Origin of the sequence: Carnobacterium sp. CP1, assembly GCF_001483965.1 — a bacterium.
In the GTDB taxonomy this organism is placed as follows: domain Bacteria; phylum Bacillota; class Bacilli; order Lactobacillales; family Carnobacteriaceae; genus Carnobacterium_A; species Carnobacterium_A antarcticum.
Genome location: NZ_CP010796.1, coordinates 748,177 through 765,116 on the forward strand (window position 1 = coordinate 748,177; position 16,940 = coordinate 765,116).

The 16,940-nt window shown below is 36.1% G+C and carries 14 protein-coding genes; all 14 read right to left on the reverse strand.

Annotated elements, in window-relative coordinates; all coding sequences use genetic code 11:
* Positions 1–8: 8 nt before the first annotated feature.
* Positions 9–1,076 (reverse strand): glycosyltransferase family 2 protein, encoded by a 1,068-nt coding sequence (locus NY10_RS03800; protein WP_058918717.1) that lies wholly within the window; start codon positions 1,074–1,076, stop codon positions 9–11.
* 125 nt (positions 1,077–1,201) lie between these two features.
* The gene (locus NY10_RS03805; protein ID WP_082664169.1) at positions 1,202–1,945 is read right to left on the reverse strand and encodes a CpsD/CapB family tyrosine-protein kinase; all 744 of its coding nucleotides are present in this window, start codon (positions 1,943–1,945) and stop codon (positions 1,202–1,204) included.
* Positions 1,946–1,959: 14 nt separating this feature from the next.
* On the reverse strand, positions 1,960–2,712 hold the full coding sequence (locus tag NY10_RS03810; RefSeq protein ID WP_058918718.1) for a YveK family protein: 753 nt from the start codon (positions 2,710–2,712) through the stop codon (positions 1,960–1,962).
* A gap of 72 nt (positions 2,713–2,784) precedes the next feature.
* On the reverse strand, positions 2,785–4,587 hold the full coding sequence (locus NY10_RS03815) for a polysaccharide biosynthesis protein (RefSeq protein WP_058920227.1): 1,803 nt from the start codon (positions 4,585–4,587) through the stop codon (positions 2,785–2,787).
* Positions 4,588–4,793: 206 nt separating this feature from the next.
* Entirely contained in the window at positions 4,794–5,705 is a 912-nt protein-coding gene (locus NY10_RS03820; RefSeq protein ID WP_058918719.1) for a beta-1,6-N-acetylglucosaminyltransferase, read from the reverse strand.
* Positions 5,706–5,765: 60 nt separating this feature from the next.
* The gene (locus tag NY10_RS03825) at positions 5,766–7,301 is read right to left on the reverse strand and encodes a lipopolysaccharide biosynthesis protein (protein ID WP_058918720.1); all 1,536 of its coding nucleotides are present in this window, start codon (positions 7,299–7,301) and stop codon (positions 5,766–5,768) included.
* A 79-nt stretch (positions 7,302–7,380) separates the two neighbouring features.
* A complete protein-coding gene (locus NY10_RS03830) occupies positions 7,381–8,541 on the reverse strand; it encodes a glycosyltransferase (protein WP_058918721.1) in 1,161 nt (386 codons plus the stop codon).
* Positions 8,542–8,566: 25 nt separating this feature from the next.
* Positions 8,567–9,991: a hypothetical protein gene (locus NY10_RS03835; protein ID WP_058918722.1), complete on the reverse strand. Its 1,425-nt coding sequence runs from the start codon at positions 9,989–9,991 to the stop codon at positions 8,567–8,569.
* A gap of 138 nt (positions 9,992–10,129) precedes the next feature.
* Complete coding sequence (locus NY10_RS03840; protein ID WP_058918723.1) at positions 10,130–10,930, reverse strand: glycosyltransferase family 2 protein; 801 nt, start codon at positions 10,928–10,930, stop codon at positions 10,130–10,132.
* A 57-nt stretch (positions 10,931–10,987) separates the two neighbouring features.
* Positions 10,988–12,049 (reverse strand): lipid II:glycine glycyltransferase FemX, encoded by a 1,062-nt coding sequence (locus tag NY10_RS03845; protein ID WP_058918724.1) that lies wholly within the window; start codon positions 12,047–12,049, stop codon positions 10,988–10,990.
* 53 nt (positions 12,050–12,102) lie between these two features.
* Positions 12,103–12,822: a sugar transferase gene (locus NY10_RS03850; protein ID WP_058918725.1), complete on the reverse strand. Its 720-nt coding sequence runs from the start codon at positions 12,820–12,822 to the stop codon at positions 12,103–12,105.
* Positions 12,823–12,965: 143 nt separating this feature from the next.
* Positions 12,966–13,997, reverse strand: coding sequence for a GNAT family N-acetyltransferase (locus NY10_RS03855; RefSeq protein WP_058918726.1), 1,032 nt, complete (start codon positions 13,995–13,997; stop codon positions 12,966–12,968).
* Between the two features lie 83 nt (positions 13,998–14,080).
* Entirely contained in the window at positions 14,081–15,190 is a 1,110-nt protein-coding gene (locus tag NY10_RS03860; RefSeq protein WP_058918727.1) for a glycosyltransferase family 4 protein, read from the reverse strand.
* Positions 15,191–15,238: 48 nt separating this feature from the next.
* Positions 15,239–16,414 carry a DegT/DnrJ/EryC1/StrS family aminotransferase gene (locus NY10_RS03865; RefSeq protein ID WP_058918728.1) on the reverse strand — a complete coding sequence of 392 codons (1,176 nt, stop codon included), beginning with the start codon at positions 16,412–16,414 and terminating at the stop codon, positions 15,239–15,241.
* Between the last annotated feature and the right edge of the window lie 526 nt (positions 16,415–16,940).

Below are 16,940 nucleotides of genomic sequence, written 5' to 3' on the forward strand. Positions count from 1 at the left end.
TAAACGTTTTACCATAAGTCGTTGTTTTTTTCTTTTACTTTTTGCGAATATAAATAACGTTTTAATTTAAAAAACAACAGATAAAGCCAGTACATCAGTTCCGTGTTATCCCAACGATACAACCCTACTAGAAACCGTGCTTCAAAAGACGAGATAGCTATGGCTTCTGCTTGCCTTTTGATTTCTTGATTATCTAAAACCCTTCGAAAAAAATTTAATTTGTCTTTTTTGGGGATAGCCTGGTCCTTTTTATATAAAAGAGCTAAACAATTGAAAATATACCGCATATACGTGCTGGCATAAACACGCAGCTGCTCTTCAGTATTCATGTGGTAATAATAATAAAGTTGTTTTCTGGCAATATTATAGTACTGCATTTGTTGGTACAACCGTTCACAATAACGCGGTTCACTATCCAGTTCATTTTGCTCATGGTAATGGTAATATTTATTCGGGGTAAATGTTATTCCGGTAACTTTTCTTAAATACGCTATATTGAAAAAAAGATAGTATCCTGTTATTTCTTCATTCAACAAAAGGAGTTGATTGTCTTCTATCAGGGTTCTGCGGTACATTTTATTCCAAATGTGGTGTAACTGTTTTTCCTTATCAAACTTTAAAATAGCATTGACAATGTTTTTTCTCCCCAAAAAAGTCGAATTCCAATTAGAAGACCTGCTGGTTTTTGTCTGAAGATTACTGTCATCCGTTGTAACCTCGCATACTGCCAAATCGACCCGGTTCAATTCAGTATTGTAATACATTTCTTCAGCCATCTCTTTTTCGATCCAATCTTTTGAGTGAATAAAAAGAACCGTTTCTCCTGTAGCAGCCTTCAACCCTTTGTTCAGAAGTTCATGCAGTCCATCTTTTTCAGAATAAAGCACTTGAACTCGTGGATCATATCGACAATATTCTTCATAAAGTGTGGTGTTTTGGTTCATTGTTTTGTGATCGATTAAAATAATTTCAATTTCTTCCAACGTTTGTCCAAAAAGACTGCTCATACACCGCTGAACTTCCGCTTGTGTACTGGAAACTGGAACAATAATAGAAACACAGATAGTCTTCTTCAAAACTCCCCCTCCTCAAAATGAAGGAACACCTAAAGAAATAGTAATAGTCCTAAAAGTATTCTAGTCATTCAACCGGTCGTGCTCATCAGATGGCAAATGACTAGAAAAAACACTTTAAATTGAGTTCAATAAAATGAATCGTGGTGGCCTTTCTTTTCTACTCCATAATAACTGCTATTCATATCTTCATTTTCCACTGTTCCATTGAAAACAGAACCAATAATCGTAGCTTTGGACATCTCCAATAATTCTTTAGCTTTCATAACCGAGTCTTTGGTCGATATTCCTTTACGAATAACAAAAATAGTACCGTCTGCCATATTCGCCATAATCTGAGCATCTGCTACAGCAATGATAGGGGGAACATCCACAATGATCAAATCAAATCGTTTTTTCAAATCATTCATCAGTTGCTGCATCCGTTTAGAAGCCATTAACTCAGAAGGATTAGGTGGAACGGGTCCGCACGTTAACACAGATAAGTTGCTAGAACCGATTTTGTGAATAACGCGGTCCTCATCTAAACCTTTGGTAGACAGCAGTGTTGTTAACCCATCCCGGTTGGTCAATTTAAATAAGTTATGAATAACCGGTTTGCGCATGTCCGCATCTATTAGTAGGACTTTCATGCCCTGCGAAACAAATGAGAGCGCTAGGTTTGACGCTATTGTTGATTTCCCGGCTCCTGATTCAGCAGAGGTAACAACGAAAGTTTTTAATACGTTGTCAACAGAAGAAAATTGAATGTTAGCTCTAAGTGTGCGATATTGTTCAGAAATACGAGAAGCAGGATGAGTAACCATTTCTAACTCTGAAGGGTTACCTTGTTTTACAGTTCGTGTATGTTTTCCTTTTAAGAATGCTAACATAATATCTCACCTTCCTAAATACGATTTTTATTTTTTACAGGAATTGTGTCCAATGGTACGTCAATGGTATTTTCTTTCATCATTTTAGTTTCTGCATTTTTAGATTCTGAGATATTTCCTAAGGGTACCCACTCTAATACTTCTCGGATGAACTGTTCATCTTGAATGGTGCGATCATATTTTTCGAGTATCAAGGATAGCAAGACGCCTCCACCTAATCCCATGACCAAACCTAAAATTAAATTGATTCCCAAATTTGGTGAAATCGGAGCCAAGTTCGGTTTCGCAGTTGAAAAAATCGCTACATTTCGAACGTCCATTAACGTTCCTATTTCACTTTTAAAAATGTTCGCTGTTTCATTGGCAATTTCTGCCGCAAGATAGGGGTTCGCATCTTCAACAATAATGGAGAAAACTTGTGATTGGTCGCTGCTTTCGACTGTTATTTTTCCAGCTAATTCTTCGATAGACAGAGGTGTTTTTAAATTGTTGCGAACTTCTTCCAAGATGACCGGTCCTTTAATCACATCTTTATAGGTATTGATCAATTGAATATTCGTTTGAACATCGTATGCTTGTCCGAATTCGCTTGCTCCAACAGTATGTTTCACCAGCAATTGCGTTGAAGAATGGTATTGAGGAGTAAGCAAGTAATATGTTATGCCGCCAGAAGCAACCAAACCTAAGAATCCTAAAACAAGGATCATACTAAATCTTTTTTTAAGAACCGCTACAGTTGCTTTTAAATTTATTGATTCATCAATCATTTTTGCCATCTCCCAGCTTTATTTTTTTTCCAATAGTTTCAATAAGTAAATGAATGGTTGGCTGCTTGAGTGCTAATCGATTTTGGCGAACTCAATGAGTTTGCTTTTTATCTTAGCGCTATTGTCTTGATTTAACGATTTTACAAACGTCATCACGTCATCTAATGGCCGGTTGACCGCTTTTCCAACAAATATCTTATCGTAAACTTTTTCACCGGTGTTTTCACTATCGACCAATAAAATTTCGTAAAGTTTCTCTCCTGGACGAATCCCAGTTTCAACTATTGGGATCTCATCCTCTGTAAATCCGCTCAATTTGATGACTTTCTTAGCTAGATCAACGATTTTAACGGGTTTCCCCATGTCTAGTACAAATATTTCTCCACCTTGAGCTAACGTTCCCGCTTGGATAACTAAACGACTAGCTTCTGGTATCGTCATAAAGTAACGGGTCATGCGAAAGTCGGTAACAGTAACGGGGCCGCCAGCCATAATTTGTTCTTCGAATAATGGGACCACACTTCCTCTGCTTCCCAGCACATTCCCAAACCGTACAGCTGTAAATTTCGTCTTTCCCGGTTCATTTAAATTGGTAACGATCATTTCGGCAATCCGCTTAGTCGCGCCCATAACATTTGGAGGATTGACCGCTTTGTCGGTAGAAATCATGACAAACGTACCAACATTTGCTGCTTTGGCTGCTTCAGACATGTTCTTTGAACCATAAATATTATTTTTAACAGCTTCAAACACATTATATTCCATCATAGGCACGTGTTTATGAGCTGCAGCATGGTAAACGATATCCGGTTTAAACATTTCCATCACTTCAAACATTCTTGTTCTATTTTGAATGTCCGCAATGACTGGGGTGATTTCAATTTGTCCGGCATAGAGTTTGTTTAGCTCACGATGGATTTGATAAATAGAATTTTCACCATGTCCTAGCAAAATAATTTTTCTGGGTTTGAATTTAGAAACGACGCGGCAAATTTCTGAACCGATTGAACCGCCTGCCCCGCTGACTAAAATAACTTTTCCGCTGATGTCTTCTGAGATTTGTTTCGTATCTAATGTGATTTCTTCTCGTCCCAAAAGGTCTACCACGTCTATTTCCCGTAAGCGGCTAACGGTTAATTTCCCATTGATGATGTCTTCTATTGACGGCATTAAATTGACCGTCACTTTGCTTTGATTGCAGATGTTAATGATTTGTTCCAGTTTTTCCGGTTCTAAAGAAGGAATGGCTACCGTAATTTGGCTGATGTTGTGTTTTTTCACCAGAAGAGGAATGTCTGCTACATTGCCCAAAATGGGAATACCATATAATCTTAACCCGTGTTTCCGCTGATCATCATCCACGATGCCGATCACGTTTATGTCTCGTGCTTTTTTTTGAATGTTCTTTATAAAGATATTTCCCCCATCACCCGCTCCGACAACCAGTGTTCTCACTTTTTTGAGAGTTCCTTTATCTCGTTCTAGGTAATGCCGGTATTCATTCACAACCCGAGCTAAGACACGTCCGCCACTGACTAGCAATAAGGACAGCAGATAAACAAGTAAGATATAACGGAAACTTGTTTTTTCTAAAAATACTGTTGTCAATAAGAACGTTATTCCAAAAGAAATCGTGATGGTTGTAAATAAAATGAGCATCTCTTTAATACTGGTATACCGATAAAGAGTCTCACAAACCTTGAAGTAACTAGCCAACAAAACGTAACCAAGAGTATATGTGAGCAAGATCGCAGCATAAGACTCCGTTGGTAAAAATAAATAAGGTTTTAGGAAGATAAAAGTAATGCCGCCTGAACACATTATTAAGAGTAAATCTAATGTAATGAACCGTGCTTTTTTGATTTGTCGTTTGATAAACATAACCCCACCTCGTCCCTTCATTAAATTTAATTTCAATGATGTCATTCGATTCATAGAAAACTTATTTGTTCGAATAGACTGCAATTAGAGATGATCAATTTTGCTAACAGTACTTGACCTTGTTAAAGCTGCTTGTAAGTTGCTGAACGGAATAAGAATGAAATATATGAAAGAAATAGAAGAAATGAACCGCAGAGGTTTTAAGAGGAGGGTTTGATTTGTTGTTTTTTAATAAATTGATAAAGCCGCTCAATGATGGCTTCATCTTGTTCGTTGTCGAACTTCCGGGCAAACAGGTAATGAGAAGTGATCAATTCGTTAAAATCGTCCTTTTTCCATACATACGGATTGCCTCTTTCCCAATCGATTTTTCGCATGCAGTTCAATGTGTCTAATCCGTATTTATGAATAGACAATTTATGACTGTAAGGCGAATTGTAAACTAAGGTTTGTAAAAACATTTCATCGGAACAAGAAGAATGAGAAAATGTTTTTTTGATCCATTCCCTTCTATTCAAGACTTCTTCAGCTAGCCCATGTGTGATGCTAAACCATTGGGCGCCGTATTTTATTTTATATTGATTTTGTTTTAATCGATTGATCCCAATCATCTTTTGACTCATCAGCAACAATTTGTTGACGCCGTTTAACCCATACTTGATGGGTTTAGCTTTCGCCTTATTTAAATGTTCTTGCAGAAAATGATAACTGGAAATTCTCGGCAACAGATCAGTGATTTCATCATCAGCATAATGAATAAATTCCAGTCCATCGTAATGTGCGAAAAAGCGGTGGATCTCATCTTGTGTTTTCAATGGCAAATCTACCCCTGATAGTAAATGATAGTATGCGTATTGGGATTTGGCAGCCATTTCCAGTAAAATCAACTCACATTCAATTTGACTATAGCCTCCCCAGCTCACTTTAATTCTTGGAACAAAATAAACAGTTGATTTTTTTGCTATTCTTTCAACTGTTTTAAAATCAAAATGAGAAACTTTTTTATCAATGTGGATATAAATATCATTTCTTTCATCATCTAACAGCTCAATGAGTTTTTCTAATGTCGCGAATTGATTGTGAGCGATGATCAGATAAGCATGTTTCTTCATTTTTATCACCTTCTATTTTGTATGATTTAGTTGGTCGAGTCGTTAATGAACTTTACGCCATCAGACGTTAACTTTTTTTACTTTTATTTTTTTGATAATATTCATCAATACTCCAAACAAGTAATTAAACTCAGCGGTTTTATAAAAGAAGAGGATAAAAACCAAGTTAGGGATGATAAAGCAGATGAAGAGTCTCACTATAAAATGCACTAAACTTGCATCTGAGAAAGCTAAACTAGCTAATCGAGCAGGTAATGCAGCGGCCAATAATACTCCGGAATATCCGGAAAAACGTAAGAAGTAATCTTTGACGGTCGTTTTAAAACCATTTTTATACAATACGTAAGGTTCGATCCAAAAGACTGTTGTCAACGTACTGATCAAGGTGCCTAAAAGAATGCCGACAAACCCAAAGTAAGTCGCCAGTGTGATCGAAACAATCAGGTTCACACATAATTCAACTACAGGTTTGTAACGATCGTTCCAAAATAATCCGAAAGCATCTTTAAACAATAGTGTGGTCTTTCTCATTCCTTTGATATAAAAATTAAGTACGGTTAACGTTACTAACATCTCATTCATTACATAATTGGGACCGATCCATAAAACAATAAAAGGCGTCAATAGGATCCAGAGGGAAATGGCACAAAAACCGACTAACCAAAAATTGATGAATAACATATTTTTATAGATCGTAAAGGAATGTTCCTTGCTCTCTACTGCATTCAAGTTTCCGACACTGGCTGTAACCGAATCAAACAATGGATTCAAAATAGAATTGATAGCATTGAGAACGAGCAGATAGTTGGAATACAATCCGACCCAGATGATTCCAACGAAGGCTGAAACTAAAATATTATCCGTTCCTTCTACTGCAACGCCTCCAATTCGGTGAAGAGCCATTGCTTTGACATTTTTGTAGAGCTCTTTTTTGTCTGCTTCATTCAGTTTTTCTTTATTTTTTGTTTTTAAAAAAGGATACATACTATCCGCTTTTTTTGAAAGCAGGATATTTTCGATGACTGTAAAAACGATTTGAACTAAAAGATATAAGATAAAATTTTTCGTTAGATAAAGAACCAGTATTTGGAGTATATTGACAAGTGCGAAAAAAGAACGGCTATAGTAAGTAACAATGTAATTTTTTTGATCGGCAATAATTAAGGATCGTTTATAGGCAAAAAGGTAAGTAAAAACAGAATCGAATAAAAAGAGGAGGTAAATGAGGTTCAAATGAGGAATATTCGGAGTATCTTTGATGACAAATGTTAAAAAAGGAAGGAGGATCAGCCCTAAAATCAAAACTGCCAAGCCCACTAGTTTGTAAATCAAAGCATAAAAGTTCATTAACGCTTTGATCTTTTTTTCGTCTTTGATCGCTAAAGGTTTATAGAGTCCGTAGATAACTGCTGACCCGAATCCAAGCTCTGCTAAGGAAAGAATCGATAGCACATCTGTAAACAACCCATGGACCCCTAAATATTCGGCGTTTAACAATCGGATAAAAAATGTTCTAGAAATAAACGACAATAATATCCCTAATAGTTGTCCTAAGATCACAAAGACAGCATTTTTAATAGAGTTCTCTGTTCGCATGCCTTGCTCCTTTCCATGAATGTGGCTAACTGAGGCTAACGGAATCAGCAGCTCATCATTCATTTAACTGCTAAAACCTTTAAAGTGCATAAAATTTCTGCATTTCAGTAACGGTATTAAAAGATTTTTTTTCACAATTTCTGGTGAGCTGCAGTTTCAAATCAGGATTGTCCAACACTTGCTTTATTGTTTCGTAAATTGCCGTTGCATTCATTTCAGTAATTAAACCATCTTTGCCATGAGTGATAAACTCTTTAGCTGTTAAAAAATTAGTCGCTACCACGGGTTTCCCAAAGCTGATAGCTTCTGCCATTGTGAGACAATACCCTTCATGTTTTGAAGGCTGAACATAGATGTCGCATTCTTTATAATAAGGATAAGGATTTTCTTTTGCTCCCAGCAAAATGAGTGAATCTTCAACGCCATGTTTTTTGATTTGTTTTTCCAGTTTTCCTTTTATTCGGCCTTCCCCGATTAAAAACCATTTGAAGCTATAACCGGATTTTTTGAGCTTAGCAGCTGCTTCTGGCAAAAACTCTTGGCCTTTTTCTTCTGATAACCGGCCTACCGTTAAAATTTTTGTGCCTTCATATTGAAAGTCACTGACACTTTGTTGAGCTTTTTGAATAAATTCTTGGCTATTAAAGATAGAATAAAACACGTCTGTTTTTGCTTTTAATTCAGGATAGACTTCATCGAATCTTTCTTTGGCACCTTGCGACACACAAAATATTTGGTCAAAATGAAGAAATAATTTGTGTCCCTCTTTTTTTTCGCTAGGCGATAACTTTGTGTAGTCTTCATGGACCCACATCACTTTTTTAGCCGCTTTGATTTTTTCGACTACAAAAGGAGTGGTACTTTTTGTACCGCCATCATAAGCAATTGCTAAATCAAACTCTTTTTCTTCTATTTTATACGGTCGCAGTAAGAACTTTGTCAACAGATCAGTGTTTTTTGTGATCCGAGCATGGGCCGTTAAAAAGGAAGCTTTTAAAAAAAGATACGGTTTTTTGTTTTTAAAACTCTGGGTTAGGTAAACTTTGTCTCTGATTCCCATGCCTTTATCTGTGAGGTAAACGTAAGCAGCTTTGTTTTTGATCAATGGCAATAACGTTTTATCATCTTCAGCAAAAACTACTGTGATTTCATAATCTTTCAGTTCATTTATTAACCGAATAAAGGAATGTTCGACTCCTCCATTTGTTAATGTCCTTATGACAAATACAACACTTTTCATAAAAGACACCGCCTGTTTCTTATTTTCAAAATTTCGTTAAGGATGCTTTGTATAATACGTAGAGGGGTATAAATCGATTCGTGACCGCAGTGGAAATGATGGTGATGCTTCCAGGGGAGAAAAAAGCAATGTTAACTGCAACGAAAATGGCTAAAAAGATACCGAAAACGTTTGTTTTTTGTGTAGCTAATCGATCTAGTTTCAGCACCAAAGAAACAAACAATGCCGGAACCAAAACTCCTAACGCTCCTAGCAGCCCAATGGCTTGTGTAATCGTCGGCGGGATTTGATCCGCCCATAAGGAATGACCGTAAAGAGTCGTATTAAACATTTGCACTGTGCTGGGAATAGAAGCCACAAACCGGTTAAAGTAGATCGTATTCTCTAATAGGTCTTTAAAAAGCGTTAACACTGTGTATTTGTCACCATAAAAGTCTAATGATTTGATCCCAAGAGCGATATTCTGCTGTCCTTCAAAATAAACACTGAATTCTTGTGCAATATGAGCCGTATCGTAACTGCTTAATCCTTCTGAGATATTACGTGTATTGTTAAACCGGACAATAGAAACCAATACTAAAATAAATACTAAAGAGCTTAAACAAATAGTCAAAATACTTTTTTTGTGTTTTGGAAAAACTCTAATGAGTAAATAAATATAAGCAAAAGCTTCAATGAATATCATATTTCGTGATGTGCCATTAAAAAAGGATAGGGATACTAATACGACCAACATCGAAAACCAAAGATTTTTTTTATCTTCGCTCTGCTTCTCTCTGTCGCCAAACAGCTCGATCAAGTAGACTGTCACAATGATTTTAGTCCAAGCGATAATCAATACAGACATGCCGAATGTTGAATCATCCTTTGAAAGAAAGACCGTGTCAAAAATAAAATTAAATCCGTTTAAGGCATTGGGGTCTAAGACAATCACCAAAAGAGACAATCCTGCCATCCCAAGCACCAATGATGGGTTCATACTCTTGGTATTCAATCCATTTATTTTAAGCAATTTGCCTTGTTCAACCGGCAGCTCCATCGTTGTACTTGTCTTTTTGATTTTGCTGTAAAAGTAGCTGCTGGCTAAGATGCTGACGACCAGTTCTACTACCATCAAGATCAATGCCATATTTAAATGCCGTACCGATACAGTTGTCTCATATCTGATCTGATAATGAGAAATTTTGATCAAAACCGGTGTGATACAGTACCTTATCAGCCAGATACCGTTTAAAACGAGATACCCCATGCTGAAAGCTTTAATAGGCGGAGCAAATAGTTTATAAAAAATTGAAAAGAACAAAGGCAATAGAAATTGCCACTGATAACCTGGGACAGCTTGTGGGTCAATAGTTAAAAAGGCAGCTGCGAGTCCGATAAAAACAAAGATATCTTTGTTTATGCTTAGGCTGAAGTGGTCTGTTGCAGTTGGAACCGTCAGTGACTTCATAAGGCTTCACCAACCAAACAGTTAAATAAAATAAGCCGTTTTTTAAGAAGCTTCAATAATAATGCATTCATTTTAAAACCCTCCATCATGTGCTGCTTTTTCCAAAAGGAACACCTCAAGATTTTTATGCTTTCTAAACTAAAGTTTAAAGACACGTTCATGGTATTTTTTTAAAAGCACTTTTGGAAATAATCCTACAATCAGCGGTCTAAACGAATGCAATGAATATTTAAAGGGCAACTCCATTTTTTTATGCCACATACGAGCTAATTTATACTCATTGATTCTATATTTGTATTGGCGTTTGCTAAACGAATGTTGTGCTTCATAATAATCCATTAGTATCTCCCCAAGATTGTAACCTTTATAGCCTTTGAAATATAATTTACACCACAAATCATAATCTTCTGCTCGTCCGATAATCGCTTCTGTAGAATACCCCTCGACAGCTAACAAAGCCGATTTACGCATCATAACGGAAGGATGAACAAATGTATGTCCTAAGAAAATGTCGGTCTTAGTTCTTTCGCCTTTTTCCTCGACATCTTTTCCCCAGACTCCACTTTCATCATAAAAGGTACGACCAGTTCCAACAATGGCGTAATCTGGTTGACCGTCTAAAAAAGCGACCTGTTTTTCAAAACGTTCTGGGTAAGCAATATCATCATCATCCATGCGGGCAATATATTCTCCGCTAGCAACAGCTAAACAGTTATTTAATGTTTTAGATAACCTTAAATTTTGTTCGTTTTCCAGTAAAATGATGCGTTCATCTTGCAATGCCAGCTCTTGCAGAATGGTCTTACTGTTGTCTGTTGATTTATCATCACAAATAATCAGCTCAAAATCTGAGAATGTCTGGTTGAGAATAGATTCAACGGCTCTTCTTAATCCTTTTGATCCATTATAAACGCCCATGATCGCGGATACTTTAGGCATATTGGCTGCTCCTTTCTTTCACTGCTCTTTTTTTATCTTTTTAAACCATGCTTCACTTTACCGATACTGAGGAAAATAATGATTATCGATGCTTTCATCGTTATTTTCTAATTCAAGTAAATGATGATAAATTTCAGGATCGTAAATTTTTTTTCCAATATAAAAATTCGTTGGATCTAATTTTGAAAATGATTTCTTGAATTTGTAAAGCGAGTCTACATCTGATTCGTATCCCCCGCCTAAATGGTATTTTTTATAACCATTCGCACTCCCCCATTTTGCAATTTCATAAAACAAGAGATTATTGGGTTTCAATCGATTGCATTCTCTATTTGAACCAGAGAAAAGATTATGAACATGATTCCCGTAAAATAAAATCAATGCTGAAGCGATAATGACTTCTTCAAAATAAGCATTAACTAAAAGAATGTGGTCTTTCATCGAATTTAGCGTATCGTCAAAGAAAGCTTCATTGAAATAATAATAGTCAACGGCACTATTGTGTTGCATCGTTGTTTTATATAACTCTTTAAAGTCTTTCAGTGTATTGAAATCATCTCCTACGATCACGGAAACGCCATTTTTTTCGGCTTGCTTGATTTTATTACGGCAGTTGTGCTCTAAATTGCGCTTCATTTCTTCAGGATCTGATAGATCCATATAAATGGTTTTTCTAACAGCTGATAGGTCACAATGCTGATCAAAGAATAAGTGATTGTCCATTAAAGGATGAAAACGGTCAAATTGGCTGATGATGTTTTTTTGATGGCAGTATTCTGTAAAATCTTCAAAAAAATCGGTTTTTAATTGTTCTAAATTGCCATCAGGTTCATTAACCTGAAACAGTGGACCTCCATAACCATAGACACTGCTAATATCAAAATAGAGATTCTCTTTGACTTTTCCTGCTAGCTTTTTATCTTTGGCGACATCCCGATACATAAAAGGGTAAGCCACTTTTCCATCATCAGATTGATAATAATAAAGAATCGGTTCGCCATCTCCGTTATTTTTAAAAGGAGTGAAATAATCGTAAGTAAAGTAAATGTCGGTTAAATCAAACGTATTTACAATCGTATTCCAATTTTTTTTATCAGTAATTTCTTTTAGTATCATCATGTAAATCCCACTCCTTTAAAATAAAAGATCGTCTTAAAACTGCCTTTTTCAGTTCACTCATTTGCTCTTTCTTGTTTTAGCTGGTTTAAAGCATGGATGATCACACTGTTTCCATAAATATTAACCATCGCTTTAGGCAGTTCTTCTACTTGCCACTGATTGACCCGATAATTATCGAAGTCTTCTAGATTTTCTTCTTCATTCTCTGAAATATCAGAACGTTTGATCACCTTAACGATCGTCAGAAATAATATTTTAAAATCAAATGAAAAAGAAACTTTTTCAATATACTCTATATCTAATGCGAAACGTTCTTCCCAATTTAAACTGTTTCTTCCATTTACTTGTGCCCATCCGCTTATGCCAGGATTAACGTTATGCCGCTGGATCTCTTTTTTTGTATAACAAGGCAAATAGTTTACTAATAATGGCCGCGGCCCGATAAAACTCATTTCGCCTCTTAAAATATTGATGAGTTGAGGCATTTCGTCTAAACTTAATTTCCGAATAATCAGTCCAATCGTTAATAGACGTTCTCTTTCTGTTAAGGGGTTTCCATTGCTATCCTTTTCTGCGCGCATGCTTCGAAGTTTATAAATCTTAAATGTTTTATTTTTTCTGCCGACCCTTTCTTGCAGGAAAAAAATCGGGCCAGTAGAATCTTCTATTTTTATGAGTATTCCGCATACCAGGATCAGGGGCCAAATTAAGAGCAGCAGCAACAAAGCAGCTAACTTATCAACCCCCATTTTGACTGTGAGATAATGGTTCATCTATCTTCTCCTCCTCACCATACTGCTGAAAGTGACTGTTAACTAGATGCTAGAACTGCTTTTGAGAGGTTTTTTTGTGGGGATTTACGAGGCTGTTTCCGAGGGTTCCGCTTAATGAAATAAAAGAGGCAATTCTTACTAACTTATGAGTCTGATAATCGATAAGCCGGGAAAAAAGAGGTTTCTTTGCATTGTTCTTTTAAATGATGGGCTTCCACTAATTGGTCATAAATTTCTTTATTGTGGATTTTTTTACCAATATGAAAAGGGTATATTCCGGTCTTAGCAAATTTCTTTTTGAACTTATAAATGCCGTCGTCTTCTTCATATCCACCGCCTAAAATATAATACTCTAATCCTTGTTCTTGAAGCCATTTTATCGATTGAATTTCCAAGTAAGCTGCAGGAGTTAAAGAGTAATACTCGCTTAAGGTCCCTCCAAGAAAACCATAAGCGTATTTTTTTCCATATAAATTTAAACTTGCAGAAATAACTTTTCCATCTAATAAAACATATGCATAGACGTAGTTTCCTTTTAAATTTTCGTTCATCTTTTCAAAAAATGCTTTATCAAAATAATAATAATCTGTTGCGTCATTACGGTTCATGGTTGCATAATACACCGTCAGAAATTCTTCTAAATAAGCGCCTTCTGTATCAAAAAGGACTTCCAAGTTATTTTTTTCACTTTTTTTAAAGTCCCGCTTTATGCTCTTATGGCAATCTTGCCACAGAGGTTTTTTTAGGTTTCGCGCAATGTTCATACCTACTAACATTGTCTCTCCGTAGTAATACTGCATAACATCGTTGTTTTCTAACAAATGAAATCGGATAAATTCACTAACGATATTGTTTTCTCTGCAATATTCACTGAAACTGTTAAAATATCCTGAAAGAAGTTTCTCTAAATTTTTCACATCAAATGTAACCGGACCTCCAAAACCATAAGGTGTCGTAATATCGTAATAATCTTTTTCTGATAGATTGACCGGGATTTTTCGTTTAATAAACAAGTTTTTTACTGTTCCATAATCACTATGGTATTCAAACGTTTGTACTTCGCCTTCTTCATGTTCTTCGTACAATTCTCCATATCTTTCTTGGAAATAGATATCTTTTTCTTGTTTAGAAGATTCATATTTAGTATCACTATCAACCGCTGAATAAAAATCCATTTATCTCCCTCTTCTCTTTTTGACGTTTACTGCTTCGTTATACTAAGTTATACGGATAGATTTAAATCATTTAAAGACTATTTCTATTGCAGCTGATCATAGATTTTTTCCATTTTCGTCAGTGAACGACGAATATCGAATCGTTTGGCAGCTGACACATTATTGATCCCCATCTGTTTTTTTAGTGGTATATCGTTCAGCAACGTTTGAATCGCCCCTGCAAAGCCCGCCACATCTGTTGGCTTGTTGTTAAAGCCTGTAACACCATTTACTGAATAATCGACAATGCCATGTACATTAGAAGTGATGATCGGCAATCCTGTTGACATTGCTTCAAGTGCCGCCAAACCTAGTCCTTCCCGTTTTGAAGGGAAAGCAAAAACGTCCGCGGCCTTACAAATTTCACCAATGTCTTCGCGAAAACCAAGCAATTTAACATTTTTTTCTAGCTGTAACTTTTTGGACAGCTCCATCAGATAGTTTGTCAAAGGCCCTTCTCCGCAAATAATAAAATAAATAGCTGGATTGTTTAATTGAGCGATCGCCCTAATAATGACTTCATGATTTTTATTTCGATTTATTTCACCAGCCGAAACAATTAAGAAAGCATCCGAAGGAATAGCCAGTTTTTTTCTTTCGCTTAGTTTATCAATCGTTAAGCCGCAAAACTTATGATAATCGAAACCAATACCAGGAATATATTCCGTTTTTTTGGCTTTCAAATTTTCCTTAGCCCGTTGGTAATCTTCTTCGTTGATCGTGATCAGAACATCGGTATACTTAGCCAAGTATTTTTCAATAGTGTAGTACAACAGCCAATTTTTTAAAGGGGCTCCCTTGTAAAAATGAAACCCATGAGTTGTATACAGAACCTTAACGGCCGTCATTTTTCTACAGGCAATTCTGACAACTGCTGAAGCTACTGGTGTATGAGTATGCACGACATCATAACGTTCAGATGAAATACATTTTTTTATTTTTTGATACGCTGCATAATTTTGTCTGCTTAAAGGAGACCGCTGAAAATCGATGTGGTGCACCTTACACTTTCGAATCGTTAACCGAGGGTCTATTTCATTATCTACATTACAAGCAATATCCACTTGGTGACCTTTATCTAATAAATAAAGGATATGAGGAACCATAAACCCATTGATGGTACTCGCTATTGTGGTGACATACAGTATCTTCATTTTTCATTTCCCCTTCAATATCATTCTAAAATGATGTGAACAAATGAATCATAAAACTGGAACAGATACATTCGCTTTTTTTTCTGAAAAAGCTTTCTTCAATGTGTCGATCACTCTTTCTTGTTCTTGCCAAGTCATATTAGAACCAGACGGTAAACAAATACCTGTAGCAAACAATTGGTCACAAACAGCCTCAGTTGCCTCGTTGTGCTTGTAAAACCGAACGTTTTTGTATACTGGTTGGAGATGAAGAGGTTTCCATAAATGCCGTGTCTCGATATTTGCTTCTTCCATTTTATTGATCAATTCAAGAGGTGTCATATTGAATTTTTTAAAATCCATCGTTAAAGTGGTCAGCCATCTATTGGATAATGTTCCTTCTAATTCCGGCATGAACGTCAACCCTTCTAAAGCAGACAGTTCATTAACGTACCGCTCAAAAATTTCTCTTCTTTTACTGACACGATCATCTAAGACTTCTAGTTGAGCTCTTCCGATTCCTGCTAAAATATTGCTCATTCGATAATTGTAGCCAATAACTGAATGTTGGTAGTGTTTTGCATGATCTCTTGCTTGAGTAGCTAAAAAGCGGGATCTTTCTAAAATAGCTTCATCATCACATACCAATGCGCCTCCGCCTGAGGTAGTAATAATTTTATTGCCGTTGAAAGAATAAATGCCGATTTTTCCTAACGTACCGCTCTTTCTCCCTTTGAATTCTGAACCGAGAGATTCTGCAGCGTCTTCTACGATCGGTACACCGTATTCATTTGAAACAGCCAATAATTCATCCATCTTTGCACTTTGCCCATATAAATTGACTACAATAATGGCTTTTGGCAGTCTATTTTCTTTTTTAGCATCTACTAACGCCCTTTCAAGCGCTTTGGGCGACATATTCCATGTATCAGGTTCTGAATCAATAAACGTTACATCAGCTCCTAAATAATCTATGGGTTCTGCACTAGCAACAAATGTAAAAGTTGAACAAAAAACCAGATCTCCTTTGGTTACATTTAAAATATCGAGAGCTAAATGTATGGCCGCTGTTCCTGAACTCGTCACTGAAGCACCTTTAACACCTGCATACGCAGCAAGACTTTTCTCAAATTGATCGACGTTAGGTCCTAGCGGTGCTATCCAATTTGTGCTAAAAGCTTCATTAATGTACTTTAATTCATTTCCTGACATATGCGGCGATGATAATAAGATTTTTTCCATCATTCTAATCCCATCCTTTTCATTCAATTAAATGAGAAAAGCTGAACAGATCATACAATTATGGAAGAAAAACAACGAAGTTTTTACATGAGGTCATGCAAGGAATCAAGTAGCGCAACCTAGCACGCAATAGTCCTTTATTTTTCTAAAAGGTTGACCTGTGAAGCTAAACATCACTATTGTGGTAGACCTTCTAAACAATTTAAATTCTTCTTACTAAAATAAACAATATACTTAAAAATGCTTGCGCTAAATAGGCCGTGAGGTACTGAAATAAATCAATGGAATACTGCTAAAATTAACGGTGGGTTTAGTTGCGTAAAAGGTGCTATCTGGAGGTACTGCTGAAGAGTCTTACTGAGGAATTTCTGTGGAGCTTTTAGTCTTAGACAGATTTATATGGAGAAAAACGTGTTTTTATTAATGCTATTGTTGCTTTTATTAAAGAGGGTTGGTATTAAATTAAAGAGGGTATTTTTTTTTAAGAGATATTCTCTAGAGGACTGCTTTGCTTTTCAGAGGTTCACAT